Genomic DNA, 14240 nt, shown 5'->3' with positions numbered 1-14240 from the left:
GACTCCTGAAAATCAAAAAGAGTGGGATGCCGGGAGCATTCCCACTCTGGAAGGCTCGGGCGACGCACGCCGGCGGCGCCCGAGTCGCGTGTAATTATTTGACGTCTTTCCAGAACGCCGCGTTGAGGCGCCAGGCAATGATGGTAAACACACCCAGGAACAGCAAGACCCAGACACCCACGCGCACCCGCGTGTTGCGCGATGGTTCACTCATCCATTGCAGATAGCTGACCAGATCACCCACCGATTGCTCGAATTTCAGGGGCGTCATGGTCCCCGGCGTGACCTGCTGCCAGCCGCGGAAAACCTCGGCATCCTCGCCGGTTTCCTTGTCCTTGATCTTGTCGAAAATCGGCTTGCGCTCGCCTTGCAGTTCCCACAGGACGTTGGGCATGGCCACATTGGGGAACGCCAGGTTGTTCCAGCCGGTGGCCTTGGAATCGTCGCGGTAGAAGGTGCGCAAATAGGTGTACAGGTAGTCCGCCCCGCTGCCGCCATGGCCCGCGCGCGAACGGGCAACCAGGGTCAGGTCGGGCGGGTTGGTACCGAACCATTCCTTGGCTTGTGCCGGACTGATGGCCGCGACCATCGTGTCGGCCATCGTGCCATCGGTGGGCAGCAGGTTGTCCTTGATCTGTTGCGTGCTCAAGCCGAGGTCCTGCAAACGGGTGTAGCGCATGAAGGCCGCGGAATGACAATTCAGACAATAGTTGACAAAGAGTTTGGCGCCCGTCTGGAGCGCGGCCAGGTCGTTGGTCTGGTTCGGTGCCTTGTCCCAGGCAATGCCCCCCTCGGCAGCTTGTGCGCCCGCCATGAACGCCATGGCGGCCATCAGGCCCAGAGCCAGTTGTTTCAGTTTGCTCATTGTTGAAAGTCTCCAGCTCAGTGCGCGGCGAAGGTGATGCGAGCCGGCACCGGCTTGGGCGTACCCAGGCGGCTCCACCACGGCATCAACAGGAAAAAGCCGAAGTAATAAAACGTTCCTGTCTGCGAAATAAGATTGAGTGTGGGCGACGGCGGTACGGTCCCGATGTAGGCCAGCACCGCAAAGTAGACGACGAAGACCGCATATACGTACTTGTGCCAGCCCGGACGGTAGCGAATCGACTTGACGGGGCTACGGTCCAGCCAGGGCAGGAAGAACAGGATGACGACCGCGCCGCCCATGACCATGACACCCCAGAACTTGGCGTCGGTGTTCAGCATCGCGGCCACCAGGCCGGCGGCCACCAGCACGAGGATGCCCTTGAACAGCGCAGGCATTTTGGTCTTGATGACGCCAAACGCCGCACCCGCTACCACGCAGGCCATCAGCGCATACACCATCTCGCTGGTGACGGAGCGCAGCATCGCGTAGAACGGCGTGAAGTACCACACGGGCGCAATCTCGGCCGGCGTTTGCAGCGGGTTGGCGGGAATGAAGTTGTTGGCTTCCAGGAAGTAGCCGCCGACCTCCGGCGCAAAGAAGATGATGGCGCTGAACACCATCAGGAACACGCTGACGCCGAAGATGTCATGCACGGTATAGAACGGATGGAACGGAACGCCATCGAGCGGGTGGCCGTTGGCATCCTTGGGCGCGTTCGGGCCCTTGATTTCCACGCCATCCGGATTGTTCGAGCCGACTTCATGCAGCGCGATGATGTGCGCCACCACCAGCCCGAGCAGCACCAGCGGCACGGCGATCACGTGGAAGCTGAAGAAGCGGTTGAGCGTGGCGTCGCCGACCACGTAGTCGCCGCGAATCCACAGCGCCAGGTCAGGGCCGACAAACGGGATGGCGGAGAACAGGTTCACGATCACCTGGGCGCCCCAGTAGCTCATCTGGCCCCAGGGCAGCAGGTAGCCCATGAAGGCCTCGGCCATCAGGCACAGGAAAATCGCGCAGCCGAAGATCCACACCAGCTCGCGCGGCTTGCGGTAGGAGCCGTACAGCAGGCCGCGGAACATGTGCAGATACACCACGACGAAGAACGCCGAGGCACCCGTGGAGTGCATGTAGCGGATCAGCCAGCCCCACGGCACGTCGCGCATGATGTACTCGACCGAGCCAAACGCCAGCGCGGCGTCGGGCTTGTAGTTCATCACCAGGAAAATGCCGGTAACGATCTGGATCACCAGCACCAGCAGGGCCAGCGAACCGAAGATGTACCAGAAATTGAAATTTTTCGGCGCGTAGTACTCGCTCATGTGCTCTTTGAAGAGCTTGGTCGCCGGGAACCGGTTGTCGATCCAGTTCATCAGCTTTTCGCCAGCGCCGGCATTGGGGGAAACTTCCTTGAATTCAGCCATGTTGTGCTCCGGGTCCCGCGGGTTCAGGCTTTTTTGTCCTGGCCGATCAGCAGCTTGCTGTCGGAGAGGAACATATAGGGCGGCACTTCCAGATTGTCCGGTGCCGGCTTGTTCTTGAACACGCGCCCGGCCAGATCGAAAGTCGAGCCGTGGCACGGGCACAGCCAGCCGCCGCGCCAGTCCTCCGGCAACGAAGGTTGAGGCCCCGGCGTGAACCGGTCCGACGGCGAACAGCCCAGATGCGTGCAAATGCCCACCAGCACGAGGATTTCGGGCTTGATCGAGCGCCATTCGTTGCGCGCGTACACGGGGGTGAATTCGTCTTGGTGACGCTCCGACTTGGGGTCAGCCAGTTCCGGGTCGTTCTTCGACAGGCCCGCCAGCTCCTCGGGGGTACGCCGGACAATCCAGACCGGCTTGCCACGCCACGCCACGGTCATTTTTTCACCGGGTTTGAGGCCGGAAATATCGGCTTCCACAGCGGCACCGGCGGCTTTGGCCTTTTCCGAAGGCTCGAAACTCTCCACAAACGGGACGGCCGTGCAAACGGTGCCCACGGCACCAGCGCATCCGGAAGCAATCAGCCATGTTCTTTTACTGGTGTCGACTTGGGTCTCACTCATGGGAATCCTCAATATACATCGCAACTTGGGGGGTTAGCCGACGATTGTAGCTGACCGTCTCCGGCCATTTCTACGCCAAAGCGGCACTTGACAGCCCGATTCGATAGGGAATACTGCTTCCTGTTCAATCCACCAAGAAAGCAAAGCCATGGGCATGATGCAGGAATTCAAGGAATTTGCCGTCAAGGGCAACGCGATGGATCTGGCGGTCGGTGTCATCATCGGCGCCGCCTTCGGCAAGATCGTCGATTCGATCGTGGGCGACCTGATCATGCCGGTCGTCAGCAAGATTTTCGGCGGGCTCGATTTCTCCAGCTACTACATCGGCCTGTCGGGCCAGGCGGCCGGGCTCTCGCTGGCCGACGCCAAGAAGGGCGGCGCGGTGTTTGCCTACGGCAACTTCATCACCGTCGCGCTGAACTTCATCATCCTGGCGTTCATCATCTTCATGATGGTCAAGCAGATGAACCGTCTCAAGAAAGAAGCCCCGCCCGCCGCGCCCGCCGCCACGCCGGAAGACGTGTTGCTGCTGCGCGAGATTCGCGACAACCTGAAAAAGTAAGCGCTGCTACGGGCTTCGTAGCAATCAGGCCTTACAGGCTATGGGCTTCAGGCATTTTTCATGCACAAAGCTGGCGCGCCATGTGGATCGCCGCGATCAGGCTGGCCGCATCGGCCGCGCCGCTGCCGGCAATGTCGAAGGCGGTGCCGTGGTCCGGGCTGGTGCGCACCAGCGGCAGGCCGAGTGTGACGTTCACGCCCTTGTCCACGCCAAGGTACTTGACCGGGATCAGGCCCTGGTCGTGGTACATCGCCAGCACCACGTCGAACTCGCCCGGCTGGCCGTCCCTGGCACGCGCCCGCATGAACACCGTGTCGGGCGCAAACGGCCCGCTCGCGTCGATCCCGTCCCGGCGCGCCGCGGCAATCGCCGGCGCAATGATGTCGATCTCTTCACGCCCGAACAGCCCGCCCTCGCCGGCGTGCGGATTCAGCCCCGCAACGCCGATACGCGGCCTGCGGTGTCGCGTCGACCCAACAGGTCCGCGCACGAATTGGTGGGTCAGCCGCAAGGTTTGCAGCACGTTGTCGAAGGTCACCGCCTCGATCGCGGCGCGCAGAGAGACATGAATGCTGACCAGCACGGTGCGCAATTCGTCGTTGGCGAGCATCATGCGCACCGGCACGTCCTGCACGGGTTTGCCCAGAAAAGCCGCCGCCTCGGCCTGGAGCAGCTCGGTATGCCCGGGGAACGCGATGCCCGCGGCGGCCAGCGCCTCCTTGTGCAGCGGTGCAGTAACCAGGGCCGCGATCTCGCCGCGCAGCGCCGCGCGCGCCGCCCAGGTGACGCAATCGGCCGCGAACTTGCCAGCCGCACCGCTCACCCGCCCCAACGGGACGGGCCCGGACAGGCTTGAGATTTGCAGCACCGGGATGCAGCGCGGCGGCGCAAGCAAGGCCTCTGACGGCGCCTCGATCACGGCCACCGGCAAGGCAACCTGCCCCGCGCCGCTGATGAAGGACACCGCACGGCGCAGCGTCGCCACGTCGCCGGCGACAAAGCAGCCGCGCGTCGCGTGCGGCGCGTCGCGGAACGCCTTGGCAATGATTTCGGGGCCGATGCCGGCCGCGTCGCCCAAGGTGATAGCTATCGGTTTGTTCATGCCGGGTTGTCGATGTCGATGAACTCGTGCGCCAGGCCGAACTGCGCGGCCACGTGCGCCGCCACCGCCGGCGCGCCATAGCGCTCGCTGGCGTGGTGGCCGCAGGCCAGGTAGGCCACGCCGCACTCGCGCGCGTAGTGCGCCTGGGGTTCGGAAATCTCGCCGGTGATGAAGGCATCGGCCCCGGCCGCAATGGCCGCCTCGAAATAGCCCTGCGCGCCGCCGGTGCACCATGCTATTTTTTTTATAGTGCCCGGCGAAGCACTGACAAGGACTACCGGCCGATTGAGCACATGCTGGAGGTAATCGGCGAGACTGCGGGCGCTGCCAAAGCTGCCGCCTTCCACGCGCCCGCCCAGAAAACCCAGGTCCTGCTCGCCAAAGCGGCCCGCAACGCCTTCCAGCGCCTGCAATCCGAGCTGGAGCCCGAACTGCGCGTTGTTGCCCAGGAGCGGATGCGCGTCCAGCGGCAGATGATAGGCGAACAAGTTGATGTCGGCCCCCAGCAGCAGCGCCAACCGCTGCTTCATCCAGCCAGTCACCGTGCCGTCCTGGCCGCGCCAGAACAGCCCATGATGCACAAAAATCGCATCGGCCCGGGCCGTGATGGCGGCCTCGATGAGGGCCCGGCTGGCCGTCACGCCCGAGACGATTTTGGCGACGCTGGCGCGGCCCTCGACCTGCAGGCCGTTCGGCCCGTAGTCCTTGAAGCGCGCGGGCTCCAGCAGGGTGTCGAAGGCGGCGAGCAGTTGGTGGCGGTGAATCATGCGGTGCATCAAAAGGGACAGGGTTTTGCCATGATTGTGGGCCAAAGTACGGCCCGGTCGTGGACAATTGCGCCATGAAACGTTTTTGGCTCCTTTTTTCGCAAACCGTCACCGTGCTGCTGGCGGCCTACTTCGTGACGGCGACCCTGCATCCCGAATGGCTGGGCAAGACGGCCTCGGGCGGCGGCGCGGTGGCGGTGATCGAGGCGCCGGCGGCGAGTTCGTCACTTCCGGCGACCGGCAGCTTCAGCGCCGCGGCAAAGAAGGCCGCGCCGGCCGTGGTCAGCATCAACACCAGCAAGGCCGCCGAGAAGAATCCGAACGGCGACGACCCGTGGTTCAAGTTCTTTTTTGGCGACCGCGGCGACGAGCCGCAGACCAGCCTGGGCAGCGGCGTGATCGTCAGTCCCAGCGGCTACATCCTGACCAACAACCATGTGGTGGAGGGCGCCGACGAAATCGAGGTCATTCTCAACGACAGCCGCCACGCCCAGGCCAAGGTGATCGGCACCGACCCCGACACCGACCTGGCCATCCTGAAGATCGACCTGGATCGCCTGCCCGTGATCGTGCTGGGCAATTCGGATGCGCTGCAGGTGGGCGACCAGGTGCTGGCCATTGGCAATCCGTTCGGCGTCGGCCAGACGGTCACGGGCGGCATCGTGAGCGCGCTCGGGCGCAACCATCTGGGCATCAACACCTTCGAGAACTTCATCCAGACCGATGCCGCCATCAACCCCGGCAACTCGGGCGGCGCGCTGGTGGACGTCAATGGCAATCTGATGGGCATCAACACCGCCATTTTTTCGCGCTCCGGCGGCAGCATGGGCATCGGCTTCGCCATTCCGGTGTCGACCGCGCGCCAGGTGCTCGACAGCATCGTGAAAGACGGCCGCGTCACGCGCGGCTGGATCGGCGTGGAACCCAACAACCTGTCGCCCGAACTGGCGGAAACCTTTGGTTTGAAGCTGCCCAAGGACGGCAACCCGGATGCGCTGGCCGGCGTGATCATCACCGGCGTGCTGCAAAACGGGCCGGCGGCGCAGGCGGGCATCAAGCCCGGCGACGTGATCGTGAGCGTGGCTGGCAAGCCGGTGAGCAATGTGGGCGAGCTGTTGACCAGCGTGTCGGCGCTCAAGCCCGGCACACCGGTCAAATTCGCACTGCTGCGCCAGGAGGCCCGGATTGAACTCGACGTGACCCCCGGGTTGCGGCCCAAGCCCCGCAAGGAGGAGCGGTAGCCGCCTCGTCTGCTATCCGACAGATAGCTGACGGCGCATATTCCATAAGGGCGCGGGGGCTATTTCACTGAACTTCGGAAGCCTTGGCCTCCTCGTCGGGCGCCTTTGTGTGCTTGATGAAAATCTGGGCCGACCAGATGCCCACCTCGTACAACATGTACATGGGCAGCAGCAGCGCCAGCATGGAGACCGGATCGGGCGGCGTGACCAGACCGGCCACGCCCGCAGCGCCCACCAGAAAGTAGGCGCGCCAGGACTTGAGCTGCGCCACCGTCACGAGCCCCATGCGCGCCAGGATGACGACGATGACCGGCACTTCGAAGGCCACGCCAAAGGCCAGGAACATGGTGATCACGAAGTCCAGGTAGGCCTCGATGTCGGGCGTCACCGCCACCGAGTGGGGCGCCAGCCGCTGGATCGCCGGGAAGGCCTGGCCGAAGACAAAAAAGTAGCAAAAGGCGGTGCCCAGGTAGAACAGGATGGTGCTGGCGGTGACCAGCGGCAGGACCAGGCGGCGCTCGTGCTTGTACAGCCCCGGCGCCACAAAGGCCCAGATCTGGTACAGGATCCAGGGCAGCGCAATGCCCACGGCGACCAGCACGGACACCTTGATCGGCACCAGGAACGGCGACACCACACCCACCGCGATCATCTTGGAGCCTTCGGGCAAGGCCTTGACCAGCGGCATGGCCAGCAGGTCGTACAGACGGGACGGGCCCGGGTAGAAAAACAGCACCACCAGCACGATACCGACGCCATAGCACGAATACAGCAGCCGGTCGCGCAACTCGATCAGGTGCTGCACAAACGGCTGCTCGGTGCCAGCCAGTTCGTCTTCTTTACTTTTTTCGGGGTCGGACATGATGGGAATTGATTGGGATCACGCCCAACATACCTTGGAGCGAACAGGCGGCAGCAAACCGCCTGCAGTTAATTGAACTTGTGCGGCCGGTAGCGGGCCACGCGCGCTGCGCCGGACAGAGCCTTGGTGCGGATGCCCGCACGCGCCTTGTACCACTGCGGCGTAGCGCCCTGCTTCAGCCGCCATTTCTTGCCCGGATGGCGATACTGCGGATAGCTGGGTGCGACATCGCCGGCGAGGCTGGACGCCGGCGTGTCGCTGGTGGCATCCGACCACTGTTTTTCGAACTCGCTGGCCCCGGTCTTGATGGATTGGCCGACATCGCGCGCCGCGTCTTCCATCGTTTCCTTCATCTTCTTGAGCTCGTCCAGGTCCATCGAACGGCTCACCTCGGCCTTCACGTCCGCCACGTAGCGCTGCGCACGCCCCATCAGGGTGCCGATCATGCGCGCCAGCCCCGGCAGCCGCTCGGGGCCGATCACTACCAGCGCGATACCGCCAATGATGGCGAGCTTGGTGACGCCAATATCGAGCACTTACGCAGCCCCCCGTGGTGCCTGCATTTCAGCTCTTGGTCTTGGCTTCGACGTCGATGGTCTCTTTGCCCACCGGCGCGGCGGAGCCGACCTGCTGTGTCACCGCTGCGGTGGCCTCGGCAGGCTTGTCGGCCGTGCCGTCCTTCATGCCGTCCTTGAAGCCCTTGACCGCCCCGCCGAGGTCGGAGCCGATGTTTCTGAGTTTCTTGGTGCCGAAAATCACGATGATGATGACCAGAAAAATAAGCAGATGTGTAGTCGATAGTCCCATGAGTTTCTCCTGACGAATAACGTTGATTTTAGATGGTGCAATGCCCGGGGTAAACCAGGCAGTCCCGATTGACCCCACTCAGCCCCTGCGCCACGGCCGCGGCCCGCCGATCACGTGCATGTGCAGGTGGTGGACCTCCTGCCCGCCCTGCTCGCCGGTATTGACCACGATCCGGAACCCCCCTTCGGGATACGGCTGGCAGCCCGCCTGCAGCGCCAGCTGCGGCGCCAGCACCATCATGCGCCCCAACAGGCCGGCGTGCTCGGGGCCGACCTGGGCCATCGACGCAATATGCAGCCTGGGCACCATCAGGAAATGCACGGGCGCCCACGGGTGGATATCGTTGAAAGCAAAGAGTTCCTCATCTTCATAGACCTTGGTCGAGGGGATCTTGCCCTCGATGATCTTGCAGAAAAGGCAATTCGGGTCGTGTGTCATAGGGTATTGCCAACCGGCTGGCTGTCGTTCATGGCCACCATGCCGCGCACGATGCGGTACAGGAACCAGATGGAAATAAGGCCCCAGGCGATCCAGCCCGGCACGACGAACAGCAGCCACAACGGGATCGTGATCACATACAAAATGCCGGCCCACAGGACGGAGCGGATGCGCCACGAGAAATGGCTGGCCTGCCAGCTACCCCCAGCGTCGCCCTTTTTGACCAGGTCGATCACCAGCGCCACCAGCAGCAGGGCCAAGCCGACCTGTGCACCCGGAATCACGGCACCGATCGCCACGATGAGGTGCAGGATATAGCTGACCCAGCCCACGGTCTTGAGCGATTCGGCCTTTTCTTTATCGCTCATATTGGCATCGATGATGTCGTTCATGGCTTTCTCCCTGGTGCAACGGCACTCGCTTCATGTTCTCGCGCGCGCACCTTGCGCAGTGCCTTTTCCTCGATGCCGCTGGTGCCTTCGCGGCGCTCCAGTTCGGCGATCACGTCCGCGGGCGCCAGGCCATAGTGGGCCAGCGCGATCAGGCAGTGAAACCACAGATCGGCCACCTCGCCCACAATTTTGGACGGGTCGCCGCCATGCTCGGCATCCTTGGCCGCCATTACCACTTCGGTGGCTTCTTCGCCGATTTTCTTCAGGAAGGCGTCCGGCCCGCGCTCCAGCAGGCGCGCCACATAGCTTTTTTCGGGGTCGCCGCCATGGCCCGGTTTGCGGCTTTCAATCACGGCGGCGAGCCGCGCCAGCGAATCGTTCGAGCTCATGGCACCCTATTTGTAGATGGATTCGGGGTCTTTCAAGACCGGCTCGGTGACCTGCCAGGTGCCATCCTTGTAAAGGCTGAAAAAGCAGCTGTGCCGGCCAGTGTGGCACGCAATGCCCGGCGTGTGGCCGAGCTGCGTGACCTTGAGCAGGATCACGTCGTTGTCGCAGTCAATACGCAGCTCATGCACCGTCTGGATGTGGCCGGATTCTTCGCCCTTGAACCACAGCTTGGCGCGCGAGCGGCTGAAATACACCGCGCGGCCCAGTTCGGCCGTCTTTTGCAGCGCCTCGCGGTTCATCCAGGCGAACATCAGCACGTCGCCGCTGCCCACCTCCTGCGCGATCACCGGGACCAGCCCCTGGGCGTCCCATTTCACTTCGTCAAGCCAGTTCATGAGGAGATTGTCGGGTATTTCGGGATGCTATGAAATTCATAGTCATCAAGACCCCAGCTACGAGGACTTGGGGTGGAAAAGCTTTAGAGACGCACCGGAATGCCGCGCGCCGCCATGTGCCGCTTGGCTTGGCCCACGGTGTACTCGCCGTAGTGGAAGATGCTGGCGGCCAGCACCGCATCGGCGCCGCCGATCTGGATGCCGTCGGCCAGGTGATCGAGGTTGCCGACGCCGCCCGAGGCGATCACCGGCACGCTGACCGCGTCGCTCACCGCGCGCGTGAGGGCCAGATCGAACCCCGACTTGGTACCGTCGCGGTCCATGCTGGTGAGCAGGATCTCGCCCGCGCCGCGGCGCGCCATCTCGCAGGCCCAGGCCACGGCGTCCAGGCCGGTGTTCTTGCGCCCGCCGTGGCTGTAGACGTCCCAGCCCGGGCCGCGCGTCCTGGCGTCTTCCCCGGAGCGCCGCTTGGCGTCGATCGCCACCACGATGCATTGCGCGCCGTATTTGGCCGAGGCCGCCTCGATCACATCGGGATTGGCGATCGCCGCCGAGTTGAAGCTGGTCTTGTCGGCGCCCGCGTTCAGTAGACGCCGCACGTCATCCACGGTGCGCACGCCGCCGCCCACGGTCAGCGGAATGAAGACCTGGCTGGCCACCGCCTCGATGATGGGCAGGATCAGGTCGCGCCCGTCGCTGGTGGCGGTGATGTCCAGAAAAGTCAACTCGTCGGCGCCCTGCTCGTTGTAGCGCGCGGCGATCTCGACCGGGTCGCCGGCATCGCGCAACTCGACGAAATTGACGCCCTTGACCACGCGCCCGCCGGTGACGTCGAGGCAGGGAATGATGCGTTTCGCTAACAAGATTCGCTACCAACAAAAGCCAGGTTTTGCCGCCGGGCCGCCCCAAGGCAAAATGCGGTCCCCTCGGGGGGCAGCGAAGTACACGAAGTGACGAGCGTGGGGGCCATCATTTCATCCGTTGAACTCGTCAGCCAAGGTCTGGGCGCTGGCGAAGTCGAGGTCGCCGCTGTAGATGGCGCGCCCGCAGATCACCCCCTCGATGCCCTGGTCTTCGACTTCACACAGTTGCTCGATGTCGGCGATGCTGGACAGGCCCCCCGAGGCGATCACGGGCACCGTGAGCGCCTGTGCCAGCTTGACCGTGGCGTCGATGTTGATGCCTGTGAGCATGCCGTCGCGGCCGATATCGGTGTAGATGAACGACTCGACGCCGTAGTCTTCGAACTTCTTGGCCAGGTCGACCACCTCGTGGCCGGTGAGTTTGCTCCAGCCGTCGGTGGCGACCTTGCCGTCCCTGGCGTCGAGCCCGACGATGATGTGGCCGCCGAATGCGGTGCAGGCGTCCTGCAGGAAACCGGGATTCTTCACGGCGGCCGTGCCGATGATCACGTAGCGCAGGCCGGCGTCGAGGTAGCGCTCGATGGTGTCGAGGTCTCGGATGCCGCCGCCGAGCTGCACGTCGATCTCGCCGCCTACTTCGCGCAGGATCTTGCGGATGGCGAGCTCGTTCTTGGGTTTGCCCGCGAACGCGCCGTTCAGGTCCACCAGGTGCAGGCGCCGCGCGCCCTTGTCGACCCAGCTGCGGGCCATTAGGGCGGGATCTTCACCAAAGGTGGTGGACTGGTCCATGTCGCCTTGTTTGAGGCGCACACAGTGGCCGTCTTTGAGGTCAATTGCGGGGATCAATAACATGACTGGGAAGAAACGTGATGCCGTGGGCAGCGGAGAAGAACTAGGGATTCCAGTACAGGAAGTTGCGGTACAGGGCGAGGCCGTGGTCGGCGCTTTTTTCGGGGTGGAACTGGGTGGCGAAAATATTATCGCGTGCAATCGCCGCCGTAAAGCTTCCGCCGTAGTCCGCCACGCCCGCGCTGTGGCGCGCATCCGACGGTCGGACGTAGTAGCTGTGCACGAAATAGAAGTAGCTGTTGTCGGGCACGTCGCCCCAGATCGGGTGCCGCCCGGTGCCCGGGTCCAGCTGGTGCACCTGGTTCCAGCCCATTTGTGGCACTTTGTAACGGCTGCCGTCGGGCTGCAGGCGCCCCGCCAGCTCGAACTTGATGACGTCGCCATGGATCAGCGCGAGGCCCGGCGTGTTGCCTTCGTCGCTGCGATCCAGCAGCATCTGCATGCCCACGCACACGCCGAACAGCGGCTTGCCGGCGGCGGCCTCCAGCACCGACGCCTGCAGGCCCGATTCGCGCAGCTCGCGCATGCAGTCGGGCATGGCGCCCTGCCCCGGCAGCACCACGCGCTCGGCCGCGCGCACCTCCTCGGGGCGCGACGTGATGATGACCTTGTAACCGCTGCCCTGCGCCGCGGCCTGCACGGCCTGCGACACCGAGCGCAGGTTTCCCATGCCGTAGTCGACGACGGCGACGGTCTTGTTTGCTACTGAATTCATAGCTGATTACGCCCTATGGACGCCGGCTGGAGGCCACTTTGTCATGAAACCCGCTCAGAGCGACCCTTTGGTGGAAGCAATGGTGCCGGCCGCGCGCGGGTCGATCTCGAGCGCAAAGCGCAGCGCCCGCGCAAACGCCTTGAACACCGTCTCGGCCTGGTGGTGCGCGTTCTCGCCCTTCAGGTTGTCGATGTGCAGCGTGACGAACGCATGGTTCACGAAGCCCTGGAAGAATTCGTGTGCGAGCTGGCTGTCGAAGGTGCCGATCATGCCGCTCTTGAACGGCACGTTCATGACCAGGCCGGGGCGGCCCGAAAAATCGATCACCACGCGCGACAGCGCCTCGTCGAGCGGCACGTAGGCGTGGCCGTAGCGGCGGATGCCTTTTTTGTCGCCCACGGCCTTGTACACGGCCTGGCCAAAGGTGATGCCCACGTCTTCTACCGTGTGGTGGCCGTCGATGTGCAGGTCGCCCGCGGCCTGGATGTCGAGGTCGATCAGGCCGTGGCGCGCGATCTGGTCCAGCATGTGGTCGAAAAAGCCGATGCCGGTGGCCAGATGCGACACACCCGTGCCATCCAGGTTGAGCTTGACGGTGATCCGGGTCTCGGCCGTTTTGCGGGAGACTTCGGCGGTGCGTGCAGTGGGAGGCGAGGTGGTCATAGTGATTCTTTGAGCGCTGCCAGCATTTTGACGTTTTCCTGCGCCGTTCCGACGGTCAGGCGCAAACAATTCGCCAGCAAGGGGTGCATTTTAGAAACGTTCTTGACCAGCACGCCCCGCGCCTTCATGCCGTCAAACGTTTGGGCGGCCCGATCGCCCTCGCCCAGCACGCGCACGAGGATCATATTGGCGTCGCTGGGCCAGGCTCTAATGCCCGGCAAATCCTGGAGCACTTCAAAAAGAATAGCGCGCTGCGCACGCAGGTCAAGGGCTTGCGCCGCAAATACTTCAGAATGTTCAAGCGCAAACAAGGCGCACTCGTAGTTCAGCACGCTGATGTTGTAGGGCGGACGCACCTTGTCGATCTCGGCAATCAGCGCCTTCGGCCCCATCATGTAGCCCAGCCGCACACCCGCCAGGCCGAACTTGGACAGCGTGCGCATCAGCAGCACGTGGCCGTGGTGATTGACGCGGTCGATGTAGCTCTTGCTGGAAAACGGCTGGTAGGCCTCGTCCAGCACGACCAGGCCGCCCTGACGGCCCTGCGCCACGACGATCTTCTCGATTACCGCGTCGTCCCACAGGTTGGCCGTCGGGTTGTTCGGGTAGGCGAGATACACGATGGACGGCCGGTGCTCGCCAATGGCCGCCAGCATCGCGGCCTCGTCGAGCTCGAAGTCGGCCGTGAGCGGCACGCCGTGGAAGGCCATGCCCTGCAGCTGGGCGCTCATGGCGTACATCACGAAGCCCGGCACCGGCGCCAGGATGCTGGCCCCCGGAATATCGCAGGCCAGTGCCAGCAGCGAGATCAGCTCGTCCGAGCCGTTGCCCAGCATGATGTCGAAGCCGTCGGGCATCTTCGCGTAAGCGGCCAGCGCGGCGCGCAGGTCGTTCACGCGGCCGTCCGGGTAGCGGTTCAGCGCCAGCGCGCCGAGCCGTTGGCCCAGTTCGGCCTGCAGTTCGGGCGGCAGGCGGTGCGGGTTCTCCATCGCGTCGAGCTTGACCATGCCCCTGGCGTCCTGCACGGCGTAGGCGTGCATGGACTGGATGTCCTGGCGGATACGATTTTTGGGTTGGGAATCAAGCGCTGTCATATAAGTGGTTTCAGCCGTTCAGGGCCGGCGTCGAAAGGGGTGATGACCTGCACGGTGTCGCTTGGGACTATAGCAAGAGCGTCGCGCCGCACAAATTTAGTGTCTGTGTCAATTCAGCGCCGCCGTCCTCGCCCGAGCCCGCCCGCCGCGGGCCGAAAACCATGGTATTTTCCACGGGCACTCCA

General features: G+C 63.8%; 19 protein-coding genes. 2 read left to right on the top strand and 17 right to left on the bottom strand.

All coding sequences use genetic code 11. From position 1 onward, the window contains the following. Positions 1 to 94: 94 nt before the first annotated feature. Genes EUB48_RS04025 through petA form a run of 3 tightly spaced genes read right to left on the bottom strand, consistent with a single transcriptional unit; the run spans position 95 to position 2915 of the window. Complete coding sequence (locus tag EUB48_RS04025; RefSeq protein ID WP_142817727.1) at positions 95 to 865, bottom strand: cytochrome c1; 771 nt, start codon at positions 863 to 865, stop codon at positions 95 to 97. A gap of 17 nt (positions 866 to 882) precedes the next feature. Continuing rightward, positions 883 to 2292 (bottom strand): cytochrome b, encoded by a 1410-nt coding sequence (locus tag EUB48_RS04020; RefSeq protein ID WP_142817726.1) that lies wholly within the window; start codon positions 2290 to 2292, stop codon positions 883 to 885. A 23-nt stretch (positions 2293 to 2315) separates the two neighbouring features. Continuing rightward, the gene (gene petA / locus EUB48_RS04015) at positions 2316 to 2915 is read right to left on the bottom strand and encodes a ubiquinol-cytochrome c reductase iron-sulfur subunit (RefSeq protein ID WP_142817725.1); all 600 of its coding nucleotides are present in this window, start codon (positions 2913 to 2915) and stop codon (positions 2316 to 2318) included. Between the two features lie 148 nt (positions 2916 to 3063). Here petA and mscL point away from each other — a divergent pair, with 148 nt between their 5' ends. Continuing rightward, a complete protein-coding gene (gene mscL / locus EUB48_RS04010) occupies positions 3064 to 3477 on the top strand; it encodes a large conductance mechanosensitive channel protein MscL (protein WP_142817724.1) in 414 nt (137 codons plus the stop codon). Between the two features lie 58 nt (positions 3478 to 3535). Here the strand turns inward: mscL and pdxA are convergent, their stop codons facing one another. Together pdxA and EUB48_RS04000 are read right to left on the bottom strand one after the other, a co-directional pair. Then, a complete protein-coding gene (gene pdxA, locus EUB48_RS04005) occupies positions 3536 to 4579 on the bottom strand; it encodes a 4-hydroxythreonine-4-phosphate dehydrogenase PdxA (RefSeq protein WP_142817723.1) in 1044 nt (347 codons plus the stop codon). After that, positions 4576 to 5346, bottom strand: a complete 771-nt coding sequence (locus EUB48_RS04000; RefSeq protein WP_142817722.1) for a Nif3-like dinuclear metal center hexameric protein — start codon at positions 5344 to 5346, stop codon at positions 4576 to 4578. The genes pdxA and EUB48_RS04000 overlap by 4 nt, the downstream gene beginning before the upstream one ends. Before the next feature lie 74 nt (positions 5347 to 5420). On the opposite strand from EUB48_RS04000, the gene EUB48_RS03995 reads away from it, so the two are divergent. Further along, complete coding sequence (locus tag EUB48_RS03995) at positions 5421 to 6587, top strand: S1C family serine protease (RefSeq protein WP_142817721.1); 1167 nt, start codon at positions 5421 to 5423, stop codon at positions 6585 to 6587. Between the two features lie 64 nt (positions 6588 to 6651). Here EUB48_RS03995 and tatC read toward each other — a convergent pair whose 3' ends face one another. The 12 genes from tatC to hisC form a co-directional block, all read right to left on the bottom strand. Beyond that, positions 6652 to 7449 (bottom strand): twin-arginine translocase subunit TatC, encoded by a 798-nt coding sequence (gene tatC, locus EUB48_RS03990; protein ID WP_077563125.1) that lies wholly within the window; start codon positions 7447 to 7449, stop codon positions 6652 to 6654. A gap of 68 nt (positions 7450 to 7517) precedes the next feature. Next, positions 7518 to 7985, bottom strand: a complete 468-nt coding sequence (tatB, locus tag EUB48_RS03985) for a Sec-independent protein translocase protein TatB (RefSeq protein WP_142817720.1) — start codon at positions 7983 to 7985, stop codon at positions 7518 to 7520. A gap of 28 nt (positions 7986 to 8013) precedes the next feature. After that, positions 8014 to 8256, bottom strand: a complete 243-nt coding sequence (gene tatA / locus EUB48_RS03980; protein ID WP_142817719.1) for a Sec-independent protein translocase subunit TatA — start codon at positions 8254 to 8256, stop codon at positions 8014 to 8016. A gap of 78 nt (positions 8257 to 8334) precedes the next feature. Continuing rightward, entirely contained in the window at positions 8335 to 8694 is a 360-nt protein-coding gene (locus tag EUB48_RS03975; RefSeq protein ID WP_142817718.1) for a histidine triad nucleotide-binding protein, read from the bottom strand. Beyond that, positions 8691 to 9086 (bottom strand): DUF4870 family protein, encoded by a 396-nt coding sequence (locus EUB48_RS03970; protein ID WP_142817717.1) that lies wholly within the window; start codon positions 9084 to 9086, stop codon positions 8691 to 8693. Before EUB48_RS03970 ends, EUB48_RS03975 begins: the two co-directional genes overlap by 4 nt. Further along, the gene (locus tag EUB48_RS03965) at positions 9083 to 9475 is read right to left on the bottom strand and encodes a phosphoribosyl-ATP diphosphatase (protein ID WP_142817716.1); all 393 of its coding nucleotides are present in this window, start codon (positions 9473 to 9475) and stop codon (positions 9083 to 9085) included. The genes EUB48_RS03970 and EUB48_RS03965 overlap by 4 nt, the downstream gene beginning before the upstream one ends. Before the next feature lie 6 nt (positions 9476 to 9481). Continuing rightward, entirely contained in the window at positions 9482 to 9871 is a 390-nt protein-coding gene (gene hisI, locus EUB48_RS03960; protein ID WP_142817715.1) for a phosphoribosyl-AMP cyclohydrolase, read from the bottom strand. Between the two features lie 83 nt (positions 9872 to 9954). After that, positions 9955 to 10734: an imidazole glycerol phosphate synthase subunit HisF gene (hisF, locus tag EUB48_RS03955; RefSeq protein WP_142817714.1), complete on the bottom strand. Its 780-nt coding sequence runs from the start codon at positions 10732 to 10734 to the stop codon at positions 9955 to 9957. Between the two features lie 111 nt (positions 10735 to 10845). Then, the gene (gene hisA / locus EUB48_RS03950) at positions 10846 to 11586 is read right to left on the bottom strand and encodes a 1-(5-phosphoribosyl)-5-[(5-phosphoribosylamino)methylideneamino]imidazole-4-carboxamide isomerase (RefSeq protein ID WP_142817713.1); all 741 of its coding nucleotides are present in this window, start codon (positions 11584 to 11586) and stop codon (positions 10846 to 10848) included. 40 nt (positions 11587 to 11626) lie between these two features. After that, positions 11627 to 12298, bottom strand: coding sequence for an imidazole glycerol phosphate synthase subunit HisH (gene hisH, locus EUB48_RS03945; RefSeq protein WP_142817712.1), 672 nt, complete (start codon positions 12296 to 12298; stop codon positions 11627 to 11629). Positions 12299 to 12352: 54 nt separating this feature from the next. Continuing rightward, positions 12353 to 12961 (bottom strand): imidazoleglycerol-phosphate dehydratase HisB, encoded by a 609-nt coding sequence (gene hisB, locus EUB48_RS03940; protein ID WP_142817711.1) that lies wholly within the window; start codon positions 12959 to 12961, stop codon positions 12353 to 12355. Further along, entirely contained in the window at positions 12958 to 14055 is a 1098-nt protein-coding gene (gene hisC / locus EUB48_RS03935) for a histidinol-phosphate transaminase (protein ID WP_142817710.1), read from the bottom strand. The genes hisB and hisC overlap by 4 nt, the downstream gene beginning before the upstream one ends. Between the last annotated feature and the right edge of the window lie 185 nt (positions 14056 to 14240).

The sequence above is a fragment of the Rhodoferax sediminis genome (genome assembly GCF_006970865.1).
Classification (GTDB): Bacteria; Pseudomonadota; Gammaproteobacteria; order Burkholderiales; family Burkholderiaceae_C; genus Rhodoferax_A; species Rhodoferax_A sediminis.
This window is presented reverse-complemented; position numbering and strand designations above follow the sequence as displayed.

What these genes read in the sequence shown, in the direction of transcription:
- hisC (WP_142817710.1), bottom strand. Translation starts at nt 14,055, where the DNA reads ATGACAGCGCTTGATTCCCAACCCAAAAATCGTATCCGCCAGGACATC.
- mscL (WP_142817724.1), top strand. Translation starts at nt 3,064, where the DNA reads ATGGGCATGATGCAGGAATTCAAGGAATTTGCCGTCAAGGGCAACGCG.
- EUB48_RS04000 (WP_142817722.1), bottom strand. Translation starts at nt 5,346, where the DNA reads ATGATTCACCGCCACCAACTGCTCGCCGCCTTCGACACCCTGCTGGAG.
- hisH (WP_142817712.1), bottom strand. Translation starts at nt 12,298, where the DNA reads ATGAATTCAGTAGCAAACAAGACCGTCGCCGTCGTCGACTACGGCATG.
- EUB48_RS03975 (WP_142817718.1), bottom strand. Translation starts at nt 8,694, where the DNA reads ATGACACACGACCCGAATTGCCTTTTCTGCAAGATCATCGAGGGCAAG.
- tatA (WP_142817719.1), bottom strand. Translation starts at nt 8,256, where the DNA reads ATGGGACTATCGACTACACATCTGCTTATTTTTCTGGTCATCATCATC.
- hisA (WP_142817713.1), bottom strand. Translation starts at nt 11,586, where the DNA reads ATGTTATTGATCCCCGCAATTGACCTCAAAGACGGCCACTGTGTGCGC.
- EUB48_RS03965 (WP_142817716.1), bottom strand. Translation starts at nt 9,475, where the DNA reads ATGAGCTCGAACGATTCGCTGGCGCGGCTCGCCGCCGTGATTGAAAGC.
- EUB48_RS03995 (WP_142817721.1), top strand. Translation starts at nt 5,421, where the DNA reads ATGAAACGTTTTTGGCTCCTTTTTTCGCAAACCGTCACCGTGCTGCTG.
- EUB48_RS03970 (WP_142817717.1), bottom strand. Translation starts at nt 9,086, where the DNA reads ATGAACGACATCATCGATGCCAATATGAGCGATAAAGAAAAGGCCGAA.
- pdxA (WP_142817723.1), bottom strand. Translation starts at nt 4,579, where the DNA reads ATGAACAAACCGATAGCTATCACCTTGGGCGACGCGGCCGGCATCGGC.
- EUB48_RS04025 (WP_142817727.1), bottom strand. Translation starts at nt 865, where the DNA reads ATGAGCAAACTGAAACAACTGGCTCTGGGCCTGATGGCCGCCATGGCG.
- hisB (WP_142817711.1), bottom strand. Translation starts at nt 12,961, where the DNA reads ATGACCACCTCGCCTCCCACTGCACGCACCGCCGAAGTCTCCCGCAAA.
- EUB48_RS04020 (WP_142817726.1), bottom strand. Translation starts at nt 2,292, where the DNA reads ATGGCTGAATTCAAGGAAGTTTCCCCCAATGCCGGCGCTGGCGAAAAG.
- hisI (WP_142817715.1), bottom strand. Translation starts at nt 9,871, where the DNA reads ATGAACTGGCTTGACGAAGTGAAATGGGACGCCCAGGGGCTGGTCCCG.
- tatC (WP_077563125.1), bottom strand. Translation starts at nt 7,449, where the DNA reads ATGTCCGACCCCGAAAAAAGTAAAGAAGACGAACTGGCTGGCACCGAG.
- petA (WP_142817725.1), bottom strand. Translation starts at nt 2,915, where the DNA reads ATGAGTGAGACCCAAGTCGACACCAGTAAAAGAACATGGCTGATTGCT.